This window comes from Williamsia sterculiae (assembly GCF_900156495.1).
GTDB lineage: Bacteria > Actinomycetota > Actinomycetes > Mycobacteriales > Mycobacteriaceae > Williamsia_B > Williamsia_B sterculiae.
The window spans coordinates 361392-386591 of the sequence record NZ_FTNT01000003.1 but is presented as its reverse complement, the minus strand read 5'-3'; the positions used below and the strand labels follow the sequence as shown (position 1 = coordinate 386591).

Annotated in this window: 25 protein-coding genes; 9 read left to right on the top strand and 16 right to left on the bottom strand. The window is 67.3% G+C overall.

Features of this window, described 5'->3' with window-relative positions:
* Window positions 1-8 precede the first annotated feature (8 nt).
* The gene (locus BW971_RS07370; RefSeq protein ID WP_076477987.1) at window positions 9-569 is read left to right on the top strand and encodes a pyridoxamine 5'-phosphate oxidase family protein; all 561 of its coding nucleotides are present in this window, start codon (window positions 9-11) and stop codon (window positions 567-569) included.
* Window positions 570-581: 12 nt separating this feature from the next.
* On the opposite strand, the gene BW971_RS07365 is transcribed toward BW971_RS07370, so the two are convergent.
* Window positions 582-1463, bottom strand: coding sequence for an SDR family oxidoreductase (locus BW971_RS07365; protein WP_076477985.1), 882 nt, complete (start codon window positions 1461-1463; stop codon window positions 582-584).
* A gap of 90 nt (window positions 1464-1553) precedes the next feature.
* Between BW971_RS07365 and BW971_RS07360 the strand changes: the two genes are divergently transcribed.
* The 4 genes from BW971_RS07360 (at window position 1554) to BW971_RS07345 (ending at window position 5643) form a co-directional block, all read left to right on the top strand.
* The gene (locus tag BW971_RS07360) at window positions 1554-2132 is read left to right on the top strand and encodes a TetR/AcrR family transcriptional regulator (protein ID WP_076477983.1); all 579 of its coding nucleotides are present in this window, start codon (window positions 1554-1556) and stop codon (window positions 2130-2132) included.
* A gap of 83 nt (window positions 2133-2215) precedes the next feature.
* Complete coding sequence (locus BW971_RS07355; protein WP_076477981.1) at window positions 2216-3067, top strand: helix-turn-helix transcriptional regulator; 852 nt, start codon at window positions 2216-2218, stop codon at window positions 3065-3067.
* Between the two features lie 37 nt (window positions 3068-3104).
* A complete protein-coding gene (locus tag BW971_RS07350; protein WP_076477979.1) occupies window positions 3105-4361 on the top strand; it encodes an MFS transporter in 1257 nt (418 codons plus the stop codon).
* Between the two features lie 115 nt (window positions 4362-4476).
* Window positions 4477-5643 carry a zinc-binding dehydrogenase gene (locus tag BW971_RS07345; RefSeq protein WP_076477977.1) on the top strand — a complete coding sequence of 389 codons (1167 nt, stop codon included), beginning with the start codon at window positions 4477-4479 and terminating at the stop codon, window positions 5641-5643.
* Window positions 5644-5679: 36 nt separating this feature from the next.
* On the opposite strand, the gene BW971_RS21075 is transcribed toward BW971_RS07345, so the two are convergent.
* Both BW971_RS21075 and BW971_RS20825 read right to left on the bottom strand, forming a co-directional pair.
* Window positions 5680-5937, bottom strand: coding sequence for a hypothetical protein (locus BW971_RS21075; RefSeq protein ID WP_143690233.1), 258 nt, complete (start codon window positions 5935-5937; stop codon window positions 5680-5682).
* Window positions 5938-5947: 10 nt separating this feature from the next.
* Window positions 5948-6328, bottom strand: coding sequence for a class I SAM-dependent methyltransferase (locus tag BW971_RS20825; protein WP_083709415.1), 381 nt, complete (start codon window positions 6326-6328; stop codon window positions 5948-5950).
* Window positions 6329-6462: 134 nt separating this feature from the next.
* Here BW971_RS20825 and BW971_RS07335 point away from each other — a divergent pair, with 134 nt between their 5' ends.
* On the top strand, window positions 6463-6825 hold the full coding sequence (locus BW971_RS07335; protein WP_076477975.1) for a VOC family protein: 363 nt from the start codon (window positions 6463-6465) through the stop codon (window positions 6823-6825).
* On the opposite strand, the gene BW971_RS07330 is transcribed toward BW971_RS07335, so the two are convergent.
* Entirely contained in the window at window positions 6826-7713 is an 888-nt protein-coding gene (locus BW971_RS07330; protein ID WP_076477973.1) for an alpha/beta fold hydrolase, read from the bottom strand. It lies immediately after the preceding gene.
* A gap of 120 nt (window positions 7714-7833) precedes the next feature.
* Between BW971_RS07330 and BW971_RS22140 the strand changes: the two genes are divergently transcribed.
* Complete coding sequence (locus BW971_RS22140; protein ID WP_076477971.1) at window positions 7834-9843, top strand: TIGR03618 family F420-dependent PPOX class oxidoreductase; 2010 nt, start codon at window positions 7834-7836, stop codon at window positions 9841-9843.
* 51 nt (window positions 9844-9894) lie between these two features.
* Window positions 9895-10740 (top strand): alpha/beta fold hydrolase, encoded by an 846-nt coding sequence (locus tag BW971_RS07320; RefSeq protein WP_076477969.1) that lies wholly within the window; start codon window positions 9895-9897, stop codon window positions 10738-10740.
* Window positions 10741-10752: 12 nt separating this feature from the next.
* On the opposite strand, the gene BW971_RS07315 is transcribed toward BW971_RS07320, so the two are convergent.
* A complete protein-coding gene (locus BW971_RS07315; protein ID WP_076477967.1) occupies window positions 10753-11868 on the bottom strand; it encodes a M24 family metallopeptidase in 1116 nt (371 codons plus the stop codon).
* A 92-nt stretch (window positions 11869-11960) separates the two neighbouring features.
* Here BW971_RS07315 and BW971_RS07310 point away from each other — a divergent pair, with 92 nt between their 5' ends.
* Window positions 11961-12944, top strand: a complete 984-nt coding sequence (locus BW971_RS07310) for a 5'-3' exonuclease (protein ID WP_083709473.1) — start codon at window positions 11961-11963, stop codon at window positions 12942-12944.
* A gap of 19 nt (window positions 12945-12963) precedes the next feature.
* On the opposite strand, the gene BW971_RS07305 is transcribed toward BW971_RS07310, so the two are convergent.
* From BW971_RS07305 to dop, 11 genes are all read right to left on the bottom strand, one after another.
* Window positions 12964-13815: a DUF4333 domain-containing protein gene (locus tag BW971_RS07305; protein ID WP_076478299.1), complete on the bottom strand. Its 852-nt coding sequence runs from the start codon at window positions 13813-13815 to the stop codon at window positions 12964-12966.
* A gap of 149 nt (window positions 13816-13964) precedes the next feature.
* Window positions 13965-16775 (bottom strand): DEAD/DEAH box helicase, encoded by a 2811-nt coding sequence (locus tag BW971_RS07300; RefSeq protein WP_076477963.1) that lies wholly within the window; start codon window positions 16773-16775, stop codon window positions 13965-13967.
* Complete coding sequence (tatC, locus tag BW971_RS07295) at window positions 16765-17742, bottom strand: twin-arginine translocase subunit TatC (protein ID WP_076477962.1); 978 nt, start codon at window positions 17740-17742, stop codon at window positions 16765-16767. Before tatC ends, BW971_RS07300 begins: the two co-directional genes overlap by 11 nt.
* Before the next feature lie 123 nt (window positions 17743-17865).
* The gene (gene tatA, locus BW971_RS07290) at window positions 17866-18123 is read right to left on the bottom strand and encodes a Sec-independent protein translocase subunit TatA (RefSeq protein ID WP_076477960.1); all 258 of its coding nucleotides are present in this window, start codon (window positions 18121-18123) and stop codon (window positions 17866-17868) included.
* A gap of 83 nt (window positions 18124-18206) precedes the next feature.
* On the bottom strand, window positions 18207-19220 hold the full coding sequence (locus BW971_RS07285) for a helix-turn-helix transcriptional regulator (protein WP_076477959.1): 1014 nt from the start codon (window positions 19218-19220) through the stop codon (window positions 18207-18209).
* Window positions 19217-20215, bottom strand: coding sequence for a helix-turn-helix transcriptional regulator (locus BW971_RS07280; RefSeq protein ID WP_076477957.1), 999 nt, complete (start codon window positions 20213-20215; stop codon window positions 19217-19219). Before BW971_RS07280 ends, BW971_RS07285 begins: the two co-directional genes overlap by 4 nt.
* A 78-nt stretch (window positions 20216-20293) precedes the next feature.
* Window positions 20294-21652 (bottom strand): Pup--protein ligase, encoded by a 1359-nt coding sequence (pafA, locus tag BW971_RS07275; protein WP_076478297.1) that lies wholly within the window; start codon window positions 21650-21652, stop codon window positions 20294-20296.
* A 48-nt stretch (window positions 21653-21700) separates the two neighbouring features.
* Window positions 21701-22507, bottom strand: coding sequence for a proteasome subunit alpha (gene prcA / locus BW971_RS07270; protein ID WP_076477955.1), 807 nt, complete (start codon window positions 22505-22507; stop codon window positions 21701-21703).
* Complete coding sequence (gene prcB / locus BW971_RS07265) at window positions 22504-23313, bottom strand: proteasome subunit beta (protein WP_076477953.1); 810 nt, start codon at window positions 23311-23313, stop codon at window positions 22504-22506. Before prcB ends, prcA begins: the two co-directional genes overlap by 4 nt.
* Window positions 23310-23501: a ubiquitin-like protein Pup gene (locus BW971_RS07260; RefSeq protein WP_076477951.1), complete on the bottom strand. Its 192-nt coding sequence runs from the start codon at window positions 23499-23501 to the stop codon at window positions 23310-23312. The genes prcB and BW971_RS07260 overlap by 4 nt, the downstream gene beginning before the upstream one ends.
* A gap of 123 nt (window positions 23502-23624) precedes the next feature.
* A complete protein-coding gene (gene dop / locus BW971_RS07255) occupies window positions 23625-25124 on the bottom strand; it encodes a depupylase/deamidase Dop (protein WP_076477949.1) in 1500 nt (499 codons plus the stop codon).
* Window positions 25125-25200: the final 76 nt, after the last annotated feature.

Below are 25200 nucleotides of genomic sequence, written 5' to 3'. Positions count from 1 at the left end.
ATGAGCGCATGAACGAGACCACCGACGAACTCGAGGCCCTCCAGGAACTGCTGGACCGGAGCGCGGGTGGGCGCACACGCCACCTCACCGACATCGTCTCCACCGAGCGACGGCTGTCCGCCGAACGCATCTGTACGGATCTCGACGACGTCGTCGTCCTCGACGTCGCGACCGTCAGCCGTGCGGGTGTCCCACGATTGTCCGCGGTGGACGGCCACTTCCTCCACGCGACGTGGTACTTCTCCACGGCGTCGTCGGCGGTGAAGGCCCGGGACCTGCTCGCCCGTCCGGCGGTGAGCGTCGCGTACACGCCGCGCGACGGATACGGCATCTGGACCCACGGTGACGCGGTCGCCGTGCACGGCCAGGAGTTCACGCGCATCGACGCCTATCTGAGCGAGGTGTACGGGATGCCGCTGTCCGACATGGCCGACGGCATCGCGATCTTCCGCGTGGAACCGCGGTGGATGGTGGGCTTCGCGATGACACCCGAGGAGCAGGCCGAATTCGAGGCGACGTTGCCGGCACGGGCGGAACGACGGATCACAGCACTGAGACGACTCGGCTGACGAGGATCGCGATCAGGGCTCGATGTTCTCCAGATCCTCCAGGAGACCTAAATGAACGGGCTCCCACCCGAGGGTCTCGCGAGTGTGTGCACTCGACGCCGGCTGGTCGAGCGCGAACACCGGTCCGAAGGGCCCGAGACTCTGCTCGCTGACGGACTCCACAGGCAGATCGAGCCGCCGTCCGATCACCGAGGCGATGTCACGGACTGCGTCGCCCTCGTCGGCCACCGCATGCCATGCGGTTCCCGCAGGCGCGGATTCCAGCGCCAACCGAAACAACACCGCGGCGTCGAGAGCGTGCACAGCCGGCCAGCGTTGTGCGCCGTCACCGGGATACCCGGCGACCCCTGTCCGGCGCGCCTGTTCGGTCAACAGACCCGCGAATCCACCCGTGCCCCGATTGTGGACGGTTCGCGGCATCCGAACAGCGACGGCACGGACGCCACGGGACGACAACTCCAGCAATCGGTTCACCGACACGGCGCGACCTCCCACCGGACCTTCCTCCGGCAGCGGGTCGCGCTCGGTCGACAGGCGGCCCGGAATCCATGGTGTCCCGGATACCGTCACGATCGGCCGGCCGCTGCCCAGCAAGGCCTCCCCCAGGGACGCCAGCGCCGCGCCCTCCTCGACCACAGCCGCTGCCAGTCCGTCGGGGGTGTCGTAATCGGGGGTGAAGGCCAGACTGATCACACCGTCGGCTCGCCCCGCCGACGTGCTGAGTGTGTCGAGGTCGGCAATCGTCCCGCGCACCACCTCGGCACCCGCCCTCGCCAGCGCGTCGGCCGACGCATCGGAGCGCGCCAACGCGAGGACGGTGTGATCGTTGGCGAGCAACTCGTCGACCACAGCCGACCCGATGGTTCCGGTGCCACCGGTGACGAATACGTGCATGAGAACTCCTCGACGAGTGATGGGACATCTGTCTCATCACGGTAGCAAGTCATGCGACATGTGTCTCGTGGCAATTGTTAGAGTGCACGCATGGGTCGATGGGAACCGGGTGTACGGGAACGGTTCGTGATCGCGGCCGTCGACCTCTTCACCGAACAGGGCTACGACGCGACCACCGTCGCCCAGATCGCCGAGCGCGCCGGGGTCACGCGCAGCACGTTCTTCCGCCACTTCGCCGACAAGCGTGAGGTGTTGGTGGCCGGACAGGAGACACTCAGCCAGTTGCTCACCGATGGCATCGTCACAGCACCGTCCGGCGGCACACCGCTCGAGGCCGTCGCCGAAGGACTCCGGCGGGCGTCGGCGGAGATGGGCCCGCTGAACCGTGAGCTCGGCCCCCGGCTGAAGGCCGCGGTCGCCGCCAGCGCCGAGCTGCAGGAGCGCGATGCCTTGAAAAGTGTCGGACTGGCCACCGCGATGGCCGAGGCCCTGATCACGCGCGGTGTTCCTACCACCACGGCGCATCTCGCGGCCGAGCTGGGACTGCTGGCGTTCAAACAGGGTTATGCCGCGTGGACTCAACAGACCCCCGACGACCCCCGGGATCTGGCTCACCACGCCATCGCCGCGCTCCATGAGCTTCGCGCGGCCACTGCCACTCTGGGTTGAGCTGGATCGTCCAACCCATGCCTTCGCGTGCCTGTCACCGACGGGGACAGGCACATCGTCACCGGCTGCGCCACGATGAGGGCATGACCAACGCGCATGACACCGAGCAGCTGTCCGGATTCCTCCGGAGCCGGCGCGCGGCCGCCGATCCGTCGGCGCTGGGCGCACCCGGCCTCGGATTGCGTCGGGTTCCCGGGCTGCGCCGTGAAGAGCTCGCGGAAGCGGCCGGGGTCTCGCTGACGTATTACACGCGTCTCGAACAGGGGTTGGCGACCAACCCTTCCTCGCAGGTTCTGGACGCCATCGCCCGGGCGCTCCGACTCGACGATGTGGAGCGAGCTCATCTACAGCGGGTGGCGGTGGGACACGCGGCTCCGGCGCAGTCGGCCCGGCCGCGGTTGCGCACCGATATCGCCACGCTGCTGGATCGGATGACCGACGTCGCCGCGATGGCCATGTCGCCCTCGCAGGAGATCGTCGGTTGGAATCGGCTGGGTCACGCTCTGATGGCCTCGCACCTCGATCCGATGGCCCCGTACGGTGACCACCCACCGAACAAGGTGGCTCTGTTGTTCACAGATCCCGCCTCCCGCAGCCTGTATCGCGAATGGGAGTACGAGGCCGTCCTGGCGGTGGCGTCGCTGCGATACGTCGGCGCGGTGCACGCGAGCAGGGAGGATCTGCAGCGCCTGGTCGGTGAACTCAGTGTCGCCAGTGATGATTTCGCACGTCTGTGGGCGGAGCACCCCGTCGTCCTCTGCACCCACGGCACCAAGCTCTACCACCATCCCGCGGTCGGACGTATCGACCTGCATTTCGAGGTCCTACACCTGCCGGAGGGCGACGGTCACTTCCTGCTGCTGCAGTACGCCGAACCCGGCTCGAGCAGTGATCACGCCATGAGTCTGCTGGCCAGCAGCACCATCACCGGATAACCCACGCGGTTCCACCACCGATCCAAGGGAGACCCCCATGGACAGCTCACCCCTGCCCACATCAACATCGCATCCGCGCGCCGGCGTCGTCGTCCGGTCGGCACCCGCCTCGGCACGACGGATGCACCCGGGCCTGCTGGCCCTGGCCGTCGGCGGGTTCGGTATCGGACTCACGGAGTTCGTCATCGCCGGACTGCTCAGCTCGGTGGCCGCCGACCTGCACGTCAGCGTCCCCACCGCCGGCTCGCTGATCTGGGGTTATGCCCTGGCCGTGGTGGTCGGGGCATTCACCGTGACCGCCGTGCTGTCCCGACGACCGCCGAAGACGGCTCTGCTCGTCCTCCTGATCCTGTTCGTGATCGGCAACTCACTGACCGCCGTCGCCCCGGTGTTCGGGATAGCGGTCCTCGGCCGCGTGGTCACGGCCCTGTGTCATGGCGGATTCTTCGGGATCGGCGCCGTCGTCGCCGGTGACCTGGTCCCCAAGGAACGCAGGGCCAGCGCCATCGCCGTGATGTTCGGCGGGCTCACCCTGGCCAACGTCTTGGGGGTGCCCTTCGGCACGTTCATCGGCCAACAACTCAGCTGGCGCAGCGCGTTCTGGGTGATCAGCGCGATCGGCATCGTTGCCATCGTCGGTGTCGCGACGCTCGTGCCACGGCTACCCGCTCCGCCGGTGGCCGTGGGCAACCAGTTCTCGGTGTTGAGACGCCGACAGGTGATCGTGTCGATGCTGATGACGATGTCGGTGTTCGGCGGGCTCTTCGGGGCATTCATCTATGTAGAACCGTTGGTACGCAATGTCACCGGGTACGGCCAAGGTGCGGTCCCGTGGTTGCTGGTGCTGTTCGGTATCGGGCTGTTCGCCGGCAACTTCGTGGGCGGGCGGGCCGCGGATCGCAACCTGACCATCACACTGCGCACCCTCTCCGTGCTGCTGCCGATCGTGCTGTTGGCCTACGCGCTGCTCGCGGCGTGGCGAGTTCCGGTCGCCGTGCTGTTGCTGGTGATGGGAGTGATCGGCTTTGCCACCACTCCGGCGTTCCAACTCCGGGTGATGCGCTTCGCCGGTGACGCCCCCACCATGGCCTCCGCAGCCAACATCGCGGCCTTCAACCTGGGCAACGCCATCGGGTCGGCCCTCGGTGGTCTCACCATCGCCGCGGGCCTCGGCTGGCGCTCACCCGTCTGGGTGGGCGTCGTCATGGCGCTGATCGGAACGGTGGTGGTGTGGACAAATCCGCATCAACAGAGGGCGCCACACAAGGCCCCGTCCACAGATCAGCACGGGTGACCTCGACGCCACGTGTAGCGTCACCCGAAAGGGCGGTGCAGCAATGTGCCCCACCCGGGTCGGTTCCGTGGGTTCGTGGTCACAGGGCCCGCACAACGTGAGGTGAAGCAGGTCGATGAGAGCAGTCGTGTGCGCTGAGGGACGGCTGACCGTCCAAGAACTCCCCACACCGACACCCGGGCGCGGGCACGTTCTCCTCGATGTCACCAGATCGGGGATCTGTGGCTCCGACCTGCACGCCCGGCGTCACGCCGACACGGTGGCCGATATGGCCGCGAGGGCGGGTTATCCCGACTTCATGCGTATGAACCAGGGCGTAGTACTCGGCCACGAGTTCGTCGGCACCGTCGCGGCGTATGGCCCGGGCTGTCGTGAGCGGTGGCCTCTCGGTACGCGCGTGGTGTCGTTGCCGACGGTCGCGGTGGACGACAAGCCGCACCTGGTCGGGCTTTCCGCACATGCGCCCGGCTCGTACGCCGAGCACGTGGTGGTGCAGGAGGCGATGACCATGGCCGTACCGGACGAACTCGACGACGCGGACGCAGCACTCACCGAACCGATGGCGGTCGCGTGGCATGCGGTACGGCGCGCGGAGGTCGGTCGAGGTCAGACCGCCATCGTGATCGGTTGCGGTCCCATCGGTCTCGCGGTGATCGCCATGCTGCGGGCCAGCGGGGTCAAGACCATCGTGGCCAGCGATTTCTCCCCCGGTCGGCGCGAGCTTGCGACCAAGATGGGCGCGCACGTGGTGGTGGATCCCAGGGTCGAAGATCCGTGGGATGCCTACTCACCGGGCCGCAACGAACTGCGCTCGGTGTCGGACCTGCTGGGGCTCGGCGTGCAGACGATGGGACGACTCCGCAGATTGCCGGCACGATTTCCGTGGTGGCGGGTCTTCCGACTGGCCGAGCGGCTGCACGCCGTGCCCGAGGGCCCCGTGGTGTTCGAATGTGTTGGCATACCCGGGATGATCGAGCAGATCATCAACGCTGCTCCCCTACGTTCACGCGTGGTCGTCGTCGGGGTCTGTATGGAACCGGACACGTTCTTCCCGGCCATGGCGGGGAACAAAGAGATCGACTTCCGATTCGTGTTCGGTTACGACCCAGGAGAATTCCACGACACCCTGACGATGATGGCGAACGGTCGAGTCGACGTCAGTCCCCTGATCACCGGCACCGTGGGACTCGACGGTGTGGCAGCCGCATTCGATGCACTGTCCGACCCCGAGGCACACGCGAAGATCCTCATCGATCCGCGCAGCAGCGCCGAAACGCCGTAGCCGCAGAGCGATATCGGGCGGGGTGGTCGGGATCGATCACGCGAGCTTCCTCAGCAGGAGATAACCCGCTGGAACGCGATTTTGTGGTGATTCGTGCACGTGTAGGCGAGCGATCTCGGTGAATCCTTGTCCACATGTCAGTTCCGCGAGCACATCAAGCCTCCACCGGTACGCCGGCGACGCTTGGTGGTCGTAGGTCAGCCAGTCGGCATCATCGCCAGATCCAAGGATCTGGCCGGCCAGCAACAATATTCCACCCGGCGAGAGCACTCTGCTGAATTCACTGATCACCATGGGGACGAGGTCAGGCGGTGTATGGGATCACCGAAAAGTGGGCCAACACGCCCTGCACGGTCGCGTCGACTGCGGGAAGGCCGAGGAGCGAGCCGATCTCGAAAGACAGATCCGGTCGATAGCGGCGTGCGATGTCGATCATCCCCGGCGACAGATCAACACCCGACGCGCTCACACCGAACCGGTCCAGCCAGTCTGTCCAGTGCCCTGGCCCGCAACCCGCATTGAGGACCACACCGGAGTCACACTCGGCAGACACCAGGGTGGCGAACGCTGTGATCATGCCGGTCGCCAGCGCATCTTCTCGCCCGTGCCGGACCATGTCGTCGTAGATGTCAGCTACTCGGTCGTAGTCGCGGCGTGTCCGGGCGAGAGGATCAGTCTCGGTCATCCGTGCAGCCTAGGATGCAGACATGTCAGCCACCAGCGCGTATGCGACGGCGCCGCGCGAACCCGACGCGCACTCACGGTCGACCGGTCCCAGGTTCCGCCTGGAGGGCCCACTCACCCGTTAGGACTCAGCACATGTTCACGCGTCTGCACCATGTGCAGCTGGCAATGCCGGTGGCACAAGAACAGCGAGCACGAGACTTCTTTGCCGGTGTGCTGGGAATGACGGAGATCGACAAGCCGCCTGCCCTGGTGTCCCGCGGTGGTGCCTGGTTCCGATCCGGTGGTCTGGAGATACACCTCGGAGTGGAACGCGACTTTGAGCCTGCGCGCAAAGCACACCCAGGAATTCTCGTCGACGACATCGACGGCATAGCGGGTACCCTGCGCGCAGCCGGTCAGGAGGTGTCGTGGGACAACGATTTTCCTGGGTTCCGTCGCTTCTACGCCCAGGATCCCTTCGGTAACCGCCTCGAGTTTCTCGAGCAAATGGTCTGACTAGTCAGACAGCGACAGAACCGCGTCGGCGAACGCGGCCGGTGCTTCCTGAGGTGGGTTGTGTCCCACACCGTCGAGCACGCGACCTTCGAAACCGCCGACGAAGAGTTTTCGGTCGTCCTCGGGGTCGCTGAAACCCATACCCTTGTCGCGACCTGACAGGACGACGGCCGGGACGGTGATGGCCGGTGTGGCGGCCAGGGCGCGTTCGTCGTCGTCGTAGCGCGTGTCTCCCGCTGCGGCGCGACGACGATGACGATAGGAGTGGATGACCACGTCGACGAAATCGGGATTGTTGAGACTGTCCGCACTGGCCTCGAACGCATCGTCCGCACCCGCCCACGAGGGCGACCAGTCGTTCCACAACAGTCGGCACAGCTCGCGTCGATTCATCACGAGACCCGCACGGCCACGGTCGGATTGAAAGTATTGCTGATACCACATGTTCTTCTCGGCGTGCGGGGCCGCCGGCGCGGTCTGCTGATCGATGTCCTGGATGTTGTAACCGTCGACGGTGACGAGACCTCTGATCCGCTCGGGGTGCAGCGCCGCCGCGACGCACGACGCTCGACCACCCCAGTCATAGCCGCCGACCACCGCATTCTCGATGCCGAGTGCGTCGAGCAGATCGACGAGGTCACGTCCCAACGCGGCCTGCTGCCCGGAGCGCATGATCGCCGGATCGCGGAACCGCGTAGGACCGTACCCACGCAGCCAGGGCACGATCACGCGTAGACCGCGTTCGGCGAGGATGGGCGCGACGTCTGCGTAACTACGCACGTCGTAGGGGAAACCGTGCGAGAGCACCACGACCTCCCCGTCGGAGCTGCCGTACCCGAGATAGGCGATGTCGAGCAGTGGCGTGGTGGCGACCTGGAACGCAGACATGGATTCAGACTGTCAGAATCCACATCTGGGTGCCATGATGCGGGTGCGTTCCGGCATCGGTTGCGCGTGGTCTCTCGTTAAAACGTTGCGGGACAGCGAAACCAGCGTATAGTCGAATGTATGTTCCCCATCACTGCAGCAGACGAATCGGGAGAGGTCCCCGATCTGGATCTGGTGCTGGGAGCACTCGATCACCTGGACATGAGTGCGCTGCTCGCGCTGCGCGAGGCCCTGTCGGACACGCTGGTCGACAAATCCTTCGTGGAGTTGGACGACAAGCAGGTGGTGGACGCGGCGCAGCGGTTGCAGCGGCAGACCCGCCGGGATGAGGCGGTGCAGGTGGCGTTGACCACCCAGATGTTGGAGCGCGGGTTGCCGGCGAAACGGGGTCTGCGGCGTCACGGGTTCCTGCGGGAGGTGCTGGGGTTGAATGGGTCCGAGGCAGCGGCCCGGGTCGGGAACACTGAGCATTGTGCCCCGTTGGTGGGGTTGACCGGGGACACGTTGCCGCCGTACGCGCCGACCATGGCCACCCTGTTACGCGAGGGGTCGATCGGGACGGCGCATGTGCGGGTGATGCGGTCGGTGATCGCTAAGTTCCCGTCCGCGGTCCGGGACGACCGACCGATGTGGGAGGCCGCCGAACAGCAACTCGGAGAGTTGGCGGCGATGTTGGATCCGGATCAGTTGACCAAAGCGGTGCAACGTTTGCTGGCCTACCTCGATCCCGACGGGGTCGATGACGACGACCGCGATAGGAAACGCCGGCGCGGGTTGACCCTGGGGCGTCAGGGTGTGGACCACGTGTCCGGCATCCGTGGTGAGTTGGATCCGGTGACCAGGGCGTTGTGGGATGTGCTCGCAGAGAAATGGGCCCGACCGGGCATGAACAACCCCGACGACCCGGAGTCGCCGGTTGGTGATGCGGACAAGGTCCACGCCGATGTTCTCGCCGCGGCGGCGAAACGTGACACCCGCACTGCGGCGCAACGCAACCATGACGCGTTCACCCTGATGCTCCGAACGATCACCGAGTCCGGGGTGCTCGGTCAGCACCGAGGGCTACCCGCGCAGGTCATCGTCACCATGACCCTCGACGAGTTGGAAGCCGAGACCGGGATTGCGACCACCGCCTCCGGCGGCCACCCTCCCGTCCGCGACGCACTAGCGTTGGCCGGGACGTCACGCCCCTTGCTCGCGTTGTTGGACGACAAAGACCGGCCGTTGTTCTTCGGTCGGCAACGCCGCCTCGCCTCCGCCGACCAACGCATGGCGTTGATCGCCTCCCAACGCGGGTGCACCCGCCCCGGGTGTGACAACCCCGACACCCGGGTGGCCGTGCACCACGTGCAGGTGACAGCGAACATGGGTGGATCACCGAGATCATCACCCCCGACACCGGACCACCCGACCTCGTCGGCCGGGTCGGCTGGAAACAACGCGGCACCGATCAACCACTACAAGCCAACCCGGTTCTGCGGCAGGACCGCACCATCGCTGCCCGCGCCACCGCCAACCGCGAACAACTCGCCCTCGAGACCGGTCAGGCGCGCACCGCGCAACAATTCCGCGACACCTTGCGGGACCAACTCACGCTCACACGCGCCCACCTCGCCGAAGGCCACCGCTGGGAGCACGACCTCCACCTCATACCCGTCGGCGACCCACCCGACGAGTCGCTCGCGGCGTGAGGGCGCGCACCGCCCCGTTACCCTGAGCCGCATGCCGACCACCGCTGCCGACCTCACCGCCGACGCCCTCGAATTCCTCACCGAACGTCACCTCGCGTCGGTGGTCACACTCCGTCACGACGGCACTCCGCACAGCGTCGCCGTCGGGTTCACCTACGACCAGGAACGACGGGTCGTCCGCGTCATCACGTCCGACGGCAAACAGAAGGTGCGAAACGTCGACCGATCAGGGTATGCGGCGGTCACCCAGGTCGACGGCCCGCGGTGGCTCACTCTCGAAGGCCCCGCCCGCATCCTGCGCGACGCCGACGATGTACAGATCGCAGAGCGACGTTACGCACAGCGCTACCGCGAACCCCGGCCCAACCCGCGACGAGTGGTCGTCGAGATCGACGTGGCACGGGTGCTCGGCTCCCGGAGCCTGTTGGACAGGACCTGAGCCGTCCCCAACGCCCGGGTATCGGGGACGGCCGCGTTCTAGTCTGACCCCATGTCAGTGGTCACGGTGTCGAGCGGTCCCATCGAATACGAGGACACGGGCGGGCCCGGTCCGGTGATCGTGTTGTGTCACGGCGTTCCGATGGACAGCAGGTGTTGGCGCAAGGTTGTTCCCCTGCTCAGCGAACACCGGGTGGTCACCCCGACACTGCCGATGGGTGGTCACCGACGGGCGCAACGGCCGGACGCGGACCTCTCGCAACCGGGGATGGCGGTGATCCTCGCCGACTTTCTCGAGGCGCTCGATCTGCGCGACGTGACGCTGGTGCTCAACGACTGGGGTGGCGGTCAGTTCCTGATCAGCAGCGACCGCACCGAGCGTGTCGGCCGGTTGGTCCTCGCGGCGTGCGAGGCATTCGACAACTTCCCGCCGGGACCGGTGAAGCCGTTGAGTGCGGTGGGCAAGCGGGTGCCGGCGATCTTGTGGGTGATGCTGCAGAGCATGCGGATACGACCGATACGGCGAATGCGCAACGGCTACGGCGGCATGTCCGTCGTCGGTATTCCCGACGACCTGCTGAGCGACTGGTTCCGACCGGCACGGGACGATCGGCAGATCCGCCGAGACTTCGTGAAGTTCTTCGTCGGAACGCCCCCGGAACCGGAATTGCATGCCCTACAGGCGCGGTGGCCCGAGTTCACGCGCCCGGTGTTGGTGGTGTGGGCCGCGCAGGATCGGCTGATGCCTGCCGCGCACGGTCCCCGGCTGGCTCAGTGGTATCCGAACGCACGCCTGGAGATCGTCCAGGACTCGTCGACGCTCCTCGGCGAGGACCAGCCCGAACGATGTGCCGCTCTGATCGCCGACTTCGCCTCCGAACCGCGACGAGGCCCGTGATGGCGGCGGCTCTCAGACCTCGGCCAGTTCGTGCGGTCGCTTGTTCAGTGGTTCGCAGCCATCTGCGGTGACCACCACGATGTCCTCGATGCGCGCACCCCACTTGCCCGGGAAGTACACGCCCGGCTCCACGCTGAACGTCATCCCGGGACGCAGTTCCTCCGAGTTGCCGACCATGATGTAGGGCTCCTCGTGCACCGACAGGCCGATGCCGTGGCCGGTGCGGTGGATGAAGTACTCCCCCAGACCGGCCGCGGTGAGGGCATCTCGGGCGGCGGCATCGATCTGCTCGGCGGTGGCCCCGGGCCGCACCGCATCCACCGCGGCCTGCTGTGCCCGACGCAGAGCCTCATACGACTCACTCACGTCGTCCGGGACCGCACCGACACAATAGGTTCGGGTGCTGTCGGAGTTGTAACCGGGTTCCACCGGACCGCCGATGTCCACCACCACCACATCGCCGGTCTCGATCACGCGGTCGGACACCTCGTGGTGCGGGTCGGCCCCGTTGGGTCCCGATCCGACGATGATGAACTCCGGTGCGGTGTGCCCCTCGGCGACGATCGACTCGGCGATGTCTTCGGCGACCTCGCGTTCGGTGCGCCCGGCCACCAACCATTCACCCACCCGAGCGTGCACCCGGTCGATGGCGGCCCCCGCTCGTCGCAACGCCTCGATCTCGTCCTCGTCCTTGATCATTCGCAGCTCGCGCAGCACCGGTGTCGCCAGCTCGGGCGGTACGCCCGCCCGCGCGGTCAGCGGCACAATGTGCAGCGCGGGCAGCGCGTCGGACACCCCGAAACGTCGCAGCTCGCCCACTCCCTCCAAAGCCAGCGCATAGGGATCGTCACCGTCGACCCAGTCACGGAGATCCACCTGCATCTCCCCCAGCGCGGAGGTACGCAGGGCGGCGAGCTCCATCCGGGGCACCACCACATGCGGGTGCCCGGATGCGGGGATGACCAGCGTGGTCAATCGCTCGAAAGTGCTCGCCCGAGAACCGGTGAAGTACTGCAGGTCCGGCCCCGGTGCGATGAACAGTGCATCGAGACCGGCGGCCGCAGCGAGGTCGGCTGCTCGGTGGACGCGGGAGCTGTACACGGACGTCGGGAAACGGTTGTCGGCCATGGTTCACCACCCTAATCACCTCGGGTCGTATCCCGTGTCCATCCCCGCGGGCCTGCCGTCTGGCAGGCTGAACACCCATGGACGCGCCTCTGATGCTGCTCGACGGTGCCAGCCTCTGGTTCCGAGCCTTTCACGCCCTGCCGGAGAAGATGACCGCACCCGACGGTCGACCGGTGAACGCCGTCCGCGGCTTCCTGGACATGATCGCGGCGCTGGTGACCCGCGAGCGACCGTGCCGCCTGGTGGTCTGCCTCGACATCGACTGGCGACCCGCGTTCCGCACAGCCCTGATCCCGTCCTACAAGGCACATCGAGTGGACGAGGAGGACACCTCGGGGCTTGTCGAGGAGGTACCCGACACCCTGGGTCCACAGGTGGACATGATTGCCGACGTTCTCGCCGCGGCGGGAATCGCGTGCGCCGGTGCCGACGACTGCGAGGCCGACGACGTCATCGGCACCCTGGCCTTCGCCGAGACCGCCGATCCGGTGGTCGTGGTCAGCGGCGACCGGGACCTGCTGCAGGTGGCAGCCGACGATCCCGTGTCGGTTCGGGTCCTGTACGTCGGTCGGGGTCTGGCCAAGGCCGAGTTGTACGGGCCCGACGAGATCGCCGACCGATACGGCGTCCCGGCGCGTCATGCGGGTAGCGCCTATGCCGAACTGGCCATCCTGCGGGGCGATCCGTCAGACGGTCTGCCCGGCGTCACCGGCGTCGGCGAGAAGACCGGCGCCAGACTGATCACCGAGTTCGGCGACCTCGATGGGGTGGAACACGCCGCGCGGGACGGCAATGCATCGATCTCCCCACGTATTCGCACGTCGATTCTCGACTCGGCCGACTATCTGCGCGCCGCCCGAACCGTGGTGTTCGTCCGCACCGACGCCGACGTGGAGGGCCGAACCGACCACGGCTGGGTCACCCGACGCGACTGGGATTCCGCGGATGATGCGTTGCCCACCGGACCTGCCGACAAGACGGAACTCGATCGACTCGCCGAGGAGTTGGCCATCGGGAGTTCGATCGGCCGTCTGGCAACGGCTTTGGGCTGGTCGGGCGCCGACAGAGCCCAGTAGTGACCGATCAGGTCGGCGATCAACCGGCGCTGGGCCGCGACACCTCGTACTTGCCGTCGTCGTCGAGGAACGTGATCTTCACGTTCTGCTGCGCGCCGTCGATGGTTGCCTTGCAGAAGAACGATGCATCCTTCTTGACCTTCTGACCGGACGGGCAACTGACGTCGCTGACGTTGGCGGCCTGATAGTCGTTCTGCAACACGGTCTTCACACCATTCTGGGCAGCCGTGTCGCTCAATTCCTTGCTCACCGCAAAGCCCGGCGCCCAGAACGCCGTGATCAGCAACGCGACGACAGCCACCGTGAGCAACGCGGCGGCGGCGATGAGCAGCGGCGTGCGCTTCCGCTTCTGCGACACCCCCATCGCCGCGAACTTGTCGTCACCGGGAGGCTGCTGCGGCGAGTACGACGGCTGGCCCTGCTGGTGCGGCGGGCCGTAGGACTGCTGGCCCCACCCCTGCGGAGACCCGACGTACTGCTGACCCGGAGGCGGAGCCTGACCCTGCCATGGACCCGCTTGTGCGTACTGCGGATCTCCGTACGCGGCTTGTCCGTACTGGGGCTGCGGCCAGGCCTGCGTCTGCCCGTACTGCTGCGATTGCCCATAGGTGGGTTGTCCGAATTGGGGTGGCTGCTCGTACGGCGCTTGTCCGTACTGGCCTTGCCCGAGCCCTGGGTGCGGGGCGGTCTGAGGTGTGACGGGCTGGGTGGGCTCGTGATCGCCAGGGGCGGCCTGCCAGGGGCTGGAACCGGGAACCTCGCCCTGAGGTGTGCCCGCCGAGGACTCCGGGCGGCGCTGCTGGGTGGGTTCGGCATGCTGGGACCCGTCGGACGCGCCGTCGGGCCGACCTGGTTCCTGCGGTCCACTCACCACGCACCTCCACGTCGTCTTGCCGTCGTCGGCCCCGCTCAGGTCCATGATCGTGTCGAACCCCGACCGTCCGAGCGCCGGAGTCGAACTTACGCCGCCCCGGAGGTGCGATCACGGCGGCGCGCTGAGCCACCGGGATCCGGCTGCGCTCAGCCGAGCTCCACGGCGACCACCCCGCGGCGGATCGCCGACACGGCCCGACGGGCCGTCCGGGCCAGGTCACCCTCCCCCGCGCCGATGCGGATCTGCTCGAGCAGGTCGATGACCTGGCGACTCCAGCGCACGAAGTCGCCCGCGGGCAGCGGCCTGCCGCGATCACCGGCGACGGCCAGGCATTCGGGCAGACTGCGTCCCGACGCCCACAGGTGGATCGACATCGAGAATCCGGCGTCGGGCTCACGGGTCGGATCCAGCGAGTGACGCATCTCCAATCGGCTGAGGTCCCGCCATCGACGGTGTGTCTCCACCAGCGCGGTCCGCAGCGGGGGCACCGACACCGCGAGATCGGGGCCGGCGAACGCGTCACGGCGAGATTCGTAGACGACGGCGGCCACCACACCGGCCAACTCCGGCGGCTGCAGCCCGTCCCAGACCCCCGATCGCAGGCATTCACAGATCAGCAGGTCGCTCTCGCTGTAGATCCTGGTCAGCAGATCACCCGGTGGCGCCACCGTGGGGCCGTCGGGTCCGGGCACCAGATAACCCAGCTCCTCGAGGATGGCCACGATGCGGTCGAAGTCCGCGCGCAGCGTCGCGGTGCGGTCGGCTATGGACTGTTCCAGGGCGTCGATCTCGCGAACGAGGCGGGTACGTCGTTCGGCCGCCCGGAACAACTCATCGTGATCCGGTAACCCGTGCGCGGGGTGCGCACGCAGTTGCCTGCGCAGATCGACCAGTTCGTTGTCGTCGGCGGCTGCGGAGCGACGGGACTGCTTGCGGCGCGGCAACTCGATACCGCTGGACCGCAGCGCCGACGCCAGATCTCGACGCCCGCGACCAGTGCGTCGATCCACGGTCTTGGCCAGGCGCAGGTTGCCCAACACTTCGGGCGGGTTGAGGAAATCCTTGACGCCGACGCGGCCCGCCCACGCGTCGTCGACCAGCACCAGCGGTTTGGGATCGCGACGGTCGCTCGCGGGCTCGAGGACCACGGCGAGACCACGATGTCGCCCACCGAACAGTCCGATCACCTGGCCGCGCTTCAGCGCGAAGAGGTCCTCGACCACGCTGTTCTGCAGCGACATCCGCTTCTCGAACTTGAGTTCACGCTCCCGTGTCCGGATCAGCTCACGCAGCCGCATGTAGCCGAGGAACCCGGCGAACTCCCCCTCCTCCGTAGCGTCGCCGGCCCGAGCACCCCCGAGTCCGATGTCGCGTCGGCCGGCCAACTCCTCGAGTTCGACGTCGAGTTTGCGCAGCTTGCGGGTGACGGCGTCGATCTGGCGGGACTGACCGACCACCGACTTGTCCGCCTGGAACTGCGCGAACGAACGGTCGAGCAGCTCGCGTGAACCGTTCAGCCCGACCCGTCGGATCAGATTCACCGCCATGTTGTACTCCGGCGCGAACGACGATCGCAGCGGGAACGTCCGGGCGCCGGCCAAGCCGGCCACCTGTGCGGGCTGCATTCCCGGGGCGAAGACCACCACGGCGTGACCCTCGATGTCGATCCCCCGCCGTCCCGCCCGGCCGGTGAGCTGGGTGAACTCCCCCGGGGTGAGGTCGACGTGCGCCTCGCCGTTGTACTTCACCAACCGTTCCAACACCACCGACCGGGCGGGCATGTTGATGCCCAGCGCGAGGGTCTCGGTGGCGAAGACCATCTGCACCAGACCGCGGACGAACAACTCCTCCACCGCGTGGCGGAACGCGGGCAGCATCCCGGCATGGTGGGCGGCGAAACCGCGGCGCAGCCCCGTCCGCCAGTCGTCGACACCCAGGACGTCCCGGTCGTCGGGAGCCAGATCGGCGACGAACCGGTCCACCACCTCGTCGACCGCGGCCGCCCGTTCCGGGCCGAGCAGGTCCAGCCCCGAGCGACGGCACTGCGCCAAGGCGGCATCACATCCCGCGCGGGAGAAGATGAAGTCGATGGCCGGTAGCAGACCGTCGGCATCCAGTCGGCGGATCAGCTCCGGCCGCGAGACCGGCGGGCCGCCGCCGCGCTCGGACCGACCGCGATGCCCGCGTCCGGGACCGCTGAGATCCACCACCTCCCGCTGCCGGATATACCGAGCCAGCGCCGGGTTCACCTCCCGCCGACCGTCGTTCGGCGCGGACCCGTCGAACAGGTCGAACATGCGGTTACCCACCAGCATGTGCTGCCACAACGGGACCGGCCGGTGTTCGTCGACGATGACCGTGGTGTCGCCGCGGACCGCCTGAATCCAGTCACCGAATTCCTCGGCATTGGAGACCGTCGCGGACAAGCTCACCAACCGGACCGCGGGATCGAGGTGCAGGATGACCTCCTCCCACACCGCACCGCGGAAGCGGTCGGCGAGGTAGTGCACCTCGTCCATCACGACGTAGGACAACCCGTTCAGCGCGGACGAGTTCGCATAGATCATGTTGCGGACCACCTCGGTGGTCATCACCACGATCGGCGCATCGGCGTTGATGGAGCTGTCACCGGTCAGCAGCCCCACCGACTCGACACCGTGCACGGCCACCAGGTCGGCGTATTTCTGATTGCTCAATGCCTTGATGGGGGTGGTGTAGAAGCACTTGGTGCCGCCCATCAGCGCGAGATGGACCGCGAACTCCCCGACCACCGTCTTGCCCGCACCGGTCGGTGCACACACCAGGACGCCATGACCGTCCTCCAGGGCAGCACACGCCGCGCGCTGGAACTCGTCGAGACCGAAGGACAGGCTCGCGGCGAAGCGTGCCAGTTCCGGGTGGCTGTCGGGCCGGGTGTCATCGGGTACCGGTCCGGACAGCGACGGCTCAGAGGACATCGTCGAAGTGCGCTGGTTCGGGACGGCCCACCTCACTCGGGTGGGTCACCGACTGTGGTGCGCCGACGGGGGCGGCGGCCGTGACCGGTCGCGGACGGTGCGCCAACACCGAGGCCTGGTCGTCGGGAACGTCGCCCCAGGCGTCGACCTGCCGCTTCGCCTTGCGGCGATCGTGCACCCGGGCGAACTGTACCGCGATCTCGAACAGCACGGTCAGAGCCAGCGCGAGGGCGAGCATCGTGAAGGGATCGGAACCCGGGGTGACCACGGCGGCGAAGACGAACAACGCGAACACCAGTCCGCGGCGCCACGCCCGCAGCTTCGCGTGCGGTAGGACGCCGATGAGGTTCAACGCGACCACCAGCAACGGCAGTTCGAAACTGACGCCGAAGATGATCAGCAGATGGATCATGAAACCGAAATACTGGTCGCCGGCCAGGGCGGTGATCTGTACGTTGTTGCCGACGCTGAGCAGGAAGTGGAATGCCTTCGCGACCACCAGGTAGGCCAGGACCGCGCCCGCGACGAACAGCACCGCCGCGCAACTCACGAACGACATGCCGTACCGGCGTTCGTTGGCGTGCAGACCAGGTGTGACGAACTGCCAGATCTGGTAGAGCCACACCGGACAGGCGAGCACGACACCCGCGGTCAGTGCCACCTTGAGACGCAGCATGAACTGGTCGAACGGACCGGTCGCGAGCAACCGGCACTGGTCGCCCGGCGACAGGGTGGCCCGTGACGAGGCGGGCAGCGAACAGTACGGATCCTTCAGCAGGTCACCCAGCGAGGGGATGTGCAGGAATCCGTACGAGTACCAGATGAAGCCGAATATCGTGGTCACCACGATGCCGGCGATGGCTATCAGGAGTCGGGTCCGCAGCTCGTAGAGATGTTCGACCAGGGACATGGTGCCGTCCGGATTGGCATGACGTTTCCGGCGGCGTGGGTCGAGAGCAATTCGCACGGCACACTCTTCGGCAACTAGACGCGGGAGGCACCCGATTCCGACGCCGCAGACCGCCGAGGTCCGCGGCGTACCGGGCGCCGGGTCAGCGAGCCGCGATCGTCACACGTCGCGGCGCGGTGATCACGCGGACTTGCGTTCGGCCTGGTGGTCGCGCTTGATGTCCGACTCCGGGGTCGGGGAGATCTGACGCGGGGTCTCGTCGGTGGTCGCCTTCTCGGCATCCGACTTCCCGTCGTTCTGCATCTCCTTGATCTCGCTCTTGAAGATGCGCATCGAACGACCGAGACCGCGCGCTGCCTCCGGCAACTTCTTCGAACCGAAGAGCACCACCAGGACAACGAGCACGATCGCCCAGTGCCACCACGACATTGCGCCCATGAGTCTCCCACCTCCGTTTGATCTCATCCCGATGCTACCCGAGAGGCGGAAGGGATTCGCCCCACCGCTAGCCGTCCGACCTCTCAGTACAGGTCGAGCGCCGACCTGGCACGTTCGATTGTCCTCGCATTCACCGCGGGTTCATCGAGCAGCCTGATGCGACCGCCGAAACCGAGCAGGAACCGGGTCAGCCACTCCTGCGACCCGTAGGTCATCGTGGCCCGTACCGGTCCGACCGCCGCGTCGGTGTGCTCCTGGGCCGCGGGGCGGTCCTCGCCGGTCTGGTTGTCACCGGTCTGGGTGTCACCGATCGGCTCGATGAGGTAGTAGTCCATCACCCACAGCTCGGACGCGTCGATCTCGATGAGCGCCGTCGGTACCGACGGATCGGCCTCGAACAGTGCGAGATGGTCACCGCTCCGGGCCTCCGGCGGCGGGGCGCTGGGCTCATCGAGGAGTTCGGCGCGTTCCACCCGGTCGAAGCGGAACAGTCGCACACCGCCGCTGGTGCGACACCATCCCTCCAGATACGTCTGCTGATCGATCACCAGCACCCGGATGGGGTCGACCGCCCGGTCGCTGACCGTGTCCCGTGACGCCGAGTAGTAACTGATGGACACCGCTCGGTGTTCACGGTCGGCGCGACGCAGGGTCTGCACCGTCGGCGACTCCACCGCCTCAGCGGTGTCGTCGGTCGCCGGTTCGTCGACCGCCGTGGTGACCAAGGACGACCCGACCGCCGTCTCCACCTTGGCGATGGCCCGCAACGCGGCGGAACGGTCCACGGCACCGCCGGATTCGATCAGGGCCCGCAGTGCGACCAGCAATGCCGCCGCCTCCGTCGCGGTCAGCCGCAGCGGCCGGTCGATACCGGCCGCGAAGATCACCGACACACCACTCTCGGTGAACTCGAGGTCGATGAGATCACCGGGCGAATATCCGGGTAGCCCGCACATCCACAACTGGTTGAGGTCGGCCATCACCTGACTTTCGGTGGTGCCCAACGCTGCCGCGGCCTCGGCGGCGCTGGCCCCCGGGTGGGCCTGGAAATACGGGACCGTGGCCAACAACCGGTTGAGTCGGTTCTCCGCGCTCACGTGCTCACCCCGGCCAGACGCCGCAACCCGGCGACCACGCGATCGCGCAGCGCCTCGGGCTCGATGACCCGGGCGTCCGGACCAGCGCCCAGGACCTGCCGGGTGAGTGTGTCCAATGACCGGATCTCGATGTCCAGCACACTGCCCGAGCGGCCGTCGAGGCTGGTCGGCCGGGAATCACGTGCCATCCGCCGCAGTCCGGCGGCCTTCCCCTCGGCCACCCAGACCTGCGCGGTCTGCGACGGGCCGGACGGCTCGGAATAGGTCACCGCGGCTGCGACGATGCCGCGGAGGTCGGCGTCGGCGGGCCGGGCCACGTCACCGGCGCGGCCGGCGTCGGTGACCGGACCCGACACCCGGGACAGCCGAAAAGTGCGTGGCTCGTTGCGGTCGCGATCGTGGCCGACGAGGTACCACCGACCGTCGTGGGTCACCACACCCCATGGTTCCAGTGTGCGGTCGGTGGCCCGACCGTCGCGGGTGGAACGGTGACGGAACCGCACCGCGCGGCCGGCGTTGATCGCGGTGAGCACGGCCCCGAACACCGACTCGGACCCGAGCGCGCGGGGTGCGCCGGTCACCGCGGTACCCCCGACGTCGGTGTCCGCGTCGATGTCCACACCCGCGGCGCGGAGCTTCATCACCGCGCTCTGCGATGCGGTGCTCAGTTCGGGAGTCGACCACAGGGCCGCGGCCATCGCGACGGCGGCGGCCTCGTCGGCGTCGAGGTCGACGTCGGGAAGTTCGTAGGCGTCCCGGTTGATCCGGTATCCGTCGACCTGACTCCAGCCCGACGTCCGCCCCGTCTCCAACGGGATCCCCAGGTCGCGGAGTTCGGTCTTGTCACGCTCGAACATCCGGTTGAACGCCTCGTCGGACCGGGAGTCCTGGTAGCCGGCCACACTCGTGCGGATCTGCTCGGCGGACAGGAACTGTCGCGTGGAGAGCAGGCAGATCACCAGGTTCATCAGACGCTCGACTTTTGCCGTGGCCACCCGAACAGACTAGTGGCCGGAGTGGTCCGCAAGCGGCAACGTCGCCGTCAGGTCACATCGAGGCGATGAGCCGATCCGTCACATCGAGGCGATCAATCGATCGACGCGCTCGTCGACGTTGCGGAACGGGTCCTTGCACAACACGGTGCGCTGCGCCTGGTCGTTGAGCTTGAGGTGCACCCAGTCGACGGTGAAGTCACGACCTGCCTTCTGGGCCGCGGAGATGAAGTCACCACGGAGCTTCGCCCGCGTGGTCTGCGGGGGTTCGTTGACCGCGGCGGCGATGTCGGCGTCGGTGGTGACGCGCCGGACGAGACCGCGACGTTGCATCAGGTCGAAGACCCCGCGGTGGCGTTTGATGTCGTGATAGGCCAGATCGAGCTGTGCGATCTTGGGATCGGACAGATCCATAGAGTACTTGTCCTGGTACCGCTGGAACAGCTTGCGCTTGATCACCCAGTCGATCTCGGTGTCGACCTTCGAGAAATCCTGGGTCTCGACGGCGTCGAGCATCCTGCCCCACAGGTCCACCACCAGGTCCATCTCCGGATCCGGGTGACGGTTGCGCAGGTGTTCCACCGCGCGGCCGTGGTATTCGCGCTGGATGTCCAGGGCGCTGGCCTGGCGGCCGCCCGCGAGGCGCACCGGGCGGGTCCCGGTGACGTCGTGGCTGACCTCACGGATCGCACGGATCGGGTTGTCGAGGGCGAAGTCGCGGAACGAGATGCCCGCCTCGATCATCTCCAGCACGAGTGCCGCCGTGCCGACCTTGAGGAGGGTCGTGGTCTCGGCCATGTTCGAGTCGCCGACGATCACGTGCAGCCTGCGGTACTTCTCCGCGTCGGCGTGTGGCTCGTCGCGGGTGTTGATGATGGGGCGGGAGCGGGTGGTCGCCGAGGAGACGCCCTCCCAGATGTGCTCGGCCCGCTGCGACAGGCAGAAGGTCGCGGCCTTGGGGGTCTGCAGCACCTTGCCTGCGCCGCAGATCAGCTGACGGGTGACCAGGAACGGCAACAGGACGTCGGAGATCCGGGAGAACTCCCCCGCCCGGACCACCAGGTAGTTCTCGTGGCAACCGTACGAGTTGCCCGCGGAGTCGGTGTTGTTCTTGAACAGGAAGATGTCGCCGCCGATACCCTCCTCGGCCAGGCGCCGTTCGGCATCGACCAACAGGTCCTCCAGCACCAGTTCGCCGGCGCGGTCGTGGTTGATCAGCTGGATCAGACCATCGCATTCGGCGGTCGCGTACTCGGGGTGCGAACCCACGTCCAGATACAACCGCGCCCCGTTCTGCAGGAACACGTTGGACGACCGCCCCCAGGACACGACGCGCCGGAACAGGTATCTCGCGACCTCGTCGGGACTGAGACGTCGATGCCCGTGAAAGGTGCACGTCACGCCGAATTCGGTTTCCACACCCATGATTCGTCGTTGCACACCGTTCACAGTACCGGTGTGGCGTGTCACAGGTGGTTCACCCGCCGGTCAGGACGAGGCCGAGTCCCCTTCGGTGTCCGCGCCGTGCCCGGCGGCGCTGTCCGGATCGGCTGTCGCCGCGTCAACCGGTGGCAGCAGGTCGGCCAGACCCTGGGTCTGTATGCGCCGGTAGGCACGCCGGGGCCGGTTGCGGTCCAGGATCGCGACCTCGAGGTCGTCGGGGGTCAGCACCCGCGGCTTCTCGGCTGTGCCGGTGGACTGCGACCCGTTGGTGGAGGTCGCCGGCGTGCCGAGGGCGGCGACGGCTGCACGGACCGCGGTCTGCAGATCGGCGTCGGGATCATGGGCGGCCCGCATCGCCGTCGAGATCGACTCGTTGGAACCACCCATCACCAGGAACGCCGACTCCTCGGTGATCGAACCGTCGTAGGTGATGCGGTACAGCTGGGACGCGGCCGGTTTACCGAACTTGCTGACCTCCGCGACACACAGCTCCACCTCGTAGGGCTTGGGCTGCTCGGTGAACACCGCACCGAGGGTGTTGGCGTAGGCGTTGGCCAGCGACAACCCGTTCACATCGGCGCGGTCGTAGCTGTATCCGCGCATGTCGGCGTGCTGGATGCCGGCCTTGCGCAGCGACTCGAACTCGTTGTACCGGCCGACCGCGGCGAATCCGATGCGGTCATAGATCTCGCTGACCTTGCGCAGGGTGGTCGAGGGGTTCTCGGCGACCAGCAGGACGCCGTCAGCGTAGGTCAGGACCACGACGCTGCGCCCGCGGGCGATGCCCTTGCGTGCGAGATCCGACCGATCCCGCATGATCTGCTCGGCACTGGCGTAATACGGGAAGGTCATCGGCCGTCCTCGCTGCGTCGACGGATCATCGCGTCCGTGGCGGCCACCACCTGCTCCTCGGTGACGACCTCCGCGCCGTCGGCTCCCACGATCACGGCCGTCGGGTAGAGCTTGCGGATCACGTCCGGCCCACCGGTGGCGGAGTCATCGTCGGCGGCGTCGTACAGCGCTTCCACAGCGATGGACACCGCACCCGCGGCGTCGAGGTCGTCACGGTACAGCTTCTTCAGCGACGACTTGGCGAACATCGAACCCGACCCGATGGCCTGGTATCCGCCGGTCTCCTCGTGCCGGTCACCGGCGATGTCGAAGTTGAAGATGCGACCGCGTTCGGTGCGATCGGTGTGGTCGATGTCGTACCCGACCAGCAGCGGGACCGCCGCCAGCCCCTGCATCGCGGCACCGAGGTTGGATCGGACCATCGAGGCCAGTCGGGACACCTTGCCATCCAGGGTGAGCGGGACGCCCTCGATCTTCTCGTAGTGCTCGAGCTCCACCGCGAACAGCCGCACCATCTCGATGGCCACACCCGCGGTACCCGCGATCCCTGCCGCGGAGTACTCGTCGGTGATGAACACCTTCTGGACGTCGCGGGTGGCGATGATGTTGCCCATCGTCGCCCGGCGGTCACCTGCGAGCACCACGCCACCGGGGAAACTGATGGCGACGATGGTGGTGCCGTGCGGGATCAGGTCACCGACCGAACCGTCGGAGCGGTTGGCGGGCAGCAACTCTGGGGCGGTGGTGCGGAGATAGTCGGAGAAGGAGGAGATGTCACGCCCGAGTGAGGTGATCCGATCGCTCACTGGCCGCCTTTCTGCACATAGGCGCGGACGAAGTCCTCGGCGTTCTCTTCGAGCACGTCATCGATCTCGTCGAGCAGGTCATCGGTGTCGTCGGCGAGCTTCTCGCGTCGTTCCTGGCCGCCCGCCTCGGCGCCGGCTTCGCTGTCGTCGTCGCCACCACCGGTGCGCTTGGTGTGTTCCTGCGCCATCGCTGCCTCCTGTAGAGCCTCCCAGCCTCGACGCACTAGTCGAGGTCCGTAGGAACACCCTACCGGTGACCGACTCGCCCGGGGGCGCGGCCGAGGCGATGGTCCGCCGCCGTGCCCCGGCGGTCAGGTGGTCAGTTGATCGACCAGTTCGGCGGCCGAGTCGACCGAGTCGAGCAGTGCTCCCACGTGTGAGCGGCTGCCGCGGAGCGGTTCCAGCGTGGGGATGCGCACCAGTGAGTCCCCGCCGAGGTCGAAGATGACCGAATCCCAGCTCGCGGCGGCGATGTCGGCCCCGAACCGCCGCAGGCACTCACCCCGGAAGTAGGCACGAGTGTCCTCCGGCGGGGTGGTCACCGCGGCGATCACCTCGTTCTCCGAGACCAGGCGTTGCATCGAGCCGCGGGCGACCAGTCGGTTGTACAGTCCCTTGTCCAACCGGACGTCGGAGTACTGCAGGTCCACCAACTGCAGGCGCGGCGCCGACCAGCCCAGCCCCTCGCGACTGCGAAACCCCTCCAGCAACCGCAGCTTGGCGGGCCAGTCCAGGATGTCTGCACATCCGATCGGGTCACGCTCGAGCCGGTCGAGTACCTCGGCCCAGGTGTCGAGCACGTGCTGCGCGCGCGGGTCGTCGGCACCGCTCTGCTCCTGATGACGCGCGCAGCGCTCGTGGTAGATGCGCTGCAGCGCCAAGCCGGTCATCTCCCGGCCGTCGACCAGTGCGACCGTCGCAGTCAGTGTGGGGTCGTGGGAGATGGTGTGCACGGCCTGGACCGGGCGCGCCAGTTCGAGGTCGGACAGGTCGACCCCGGACTCCACCAGGTCCAGGACCAGCGAAGTCGTTCCGACCTTGAGGTAGGTGGCGGTCTCGGCGAGGTTGGCGTCCCCCAGGATGACGTGCAACCGTCGATAGCGTTCCGGGTCGGCGTGCGGTTCGTCGCGGGTGTTGATGATGCCCCGCTTGAGGGTGGTCTCCAGTCCGACCTCGACCTCGATGTAGTCGGCCCGCTGGGACAGCTGGAATCCGGGTTCGTCCCCGGACTGGCCGATGCCCACCCGTCCGGACCCGCAGATGACCTGGCGGGAGGCGAAGAACGGGGTGAGCCCGGTGATCACCGCGGTGAACGGGGTGGAGCGGGCCATCAGATAGTTCTCGTGGGTGCCGTAGCTCGCGCCCTTGCCGTCGATGTTGTTCTTGTACAACTGCAACCGCGGGGCCCCCGGCACACTGGCCACGTGACGGGCCGCGGCCTCCATCACCCGCTCCCCCGCCTTGTCCCAGATCACCGCGTCCATGGGGTCGGTGACCTCGGGCGCGGAGTACTCGGGATGTGCGTGGTCGACGTAGAGCCGCGCCCCGTTGGTGAGGATCATGTTCGCCGCACCCACCTCGTCGGCATCGATGATCGGTGCCGGACCGGAGCTGCGACCCAGGTCGAAACCGCGGGCGTCGCGCAGCGGTGACTCCACCTCGTAATCCCAGCGCGTGCGCTTGGCCCGCGGGAGCCCGGCCGCGGCGGCGTAGGCGAGTACGGCCTGGGTCGAGGTCATGATCGGATTCGCGGTGGGGTCGTTGGGTGCGGAGATACCGTATTCGACCTCGGTTCCGATGATGCGCTGCATGTGTCGAGCGTAGAGGTGACAGCGCAGACGCTTGTTTGTAGGGCCGCCGACGTTCGCCACGGGGCCGGGCCGGGGC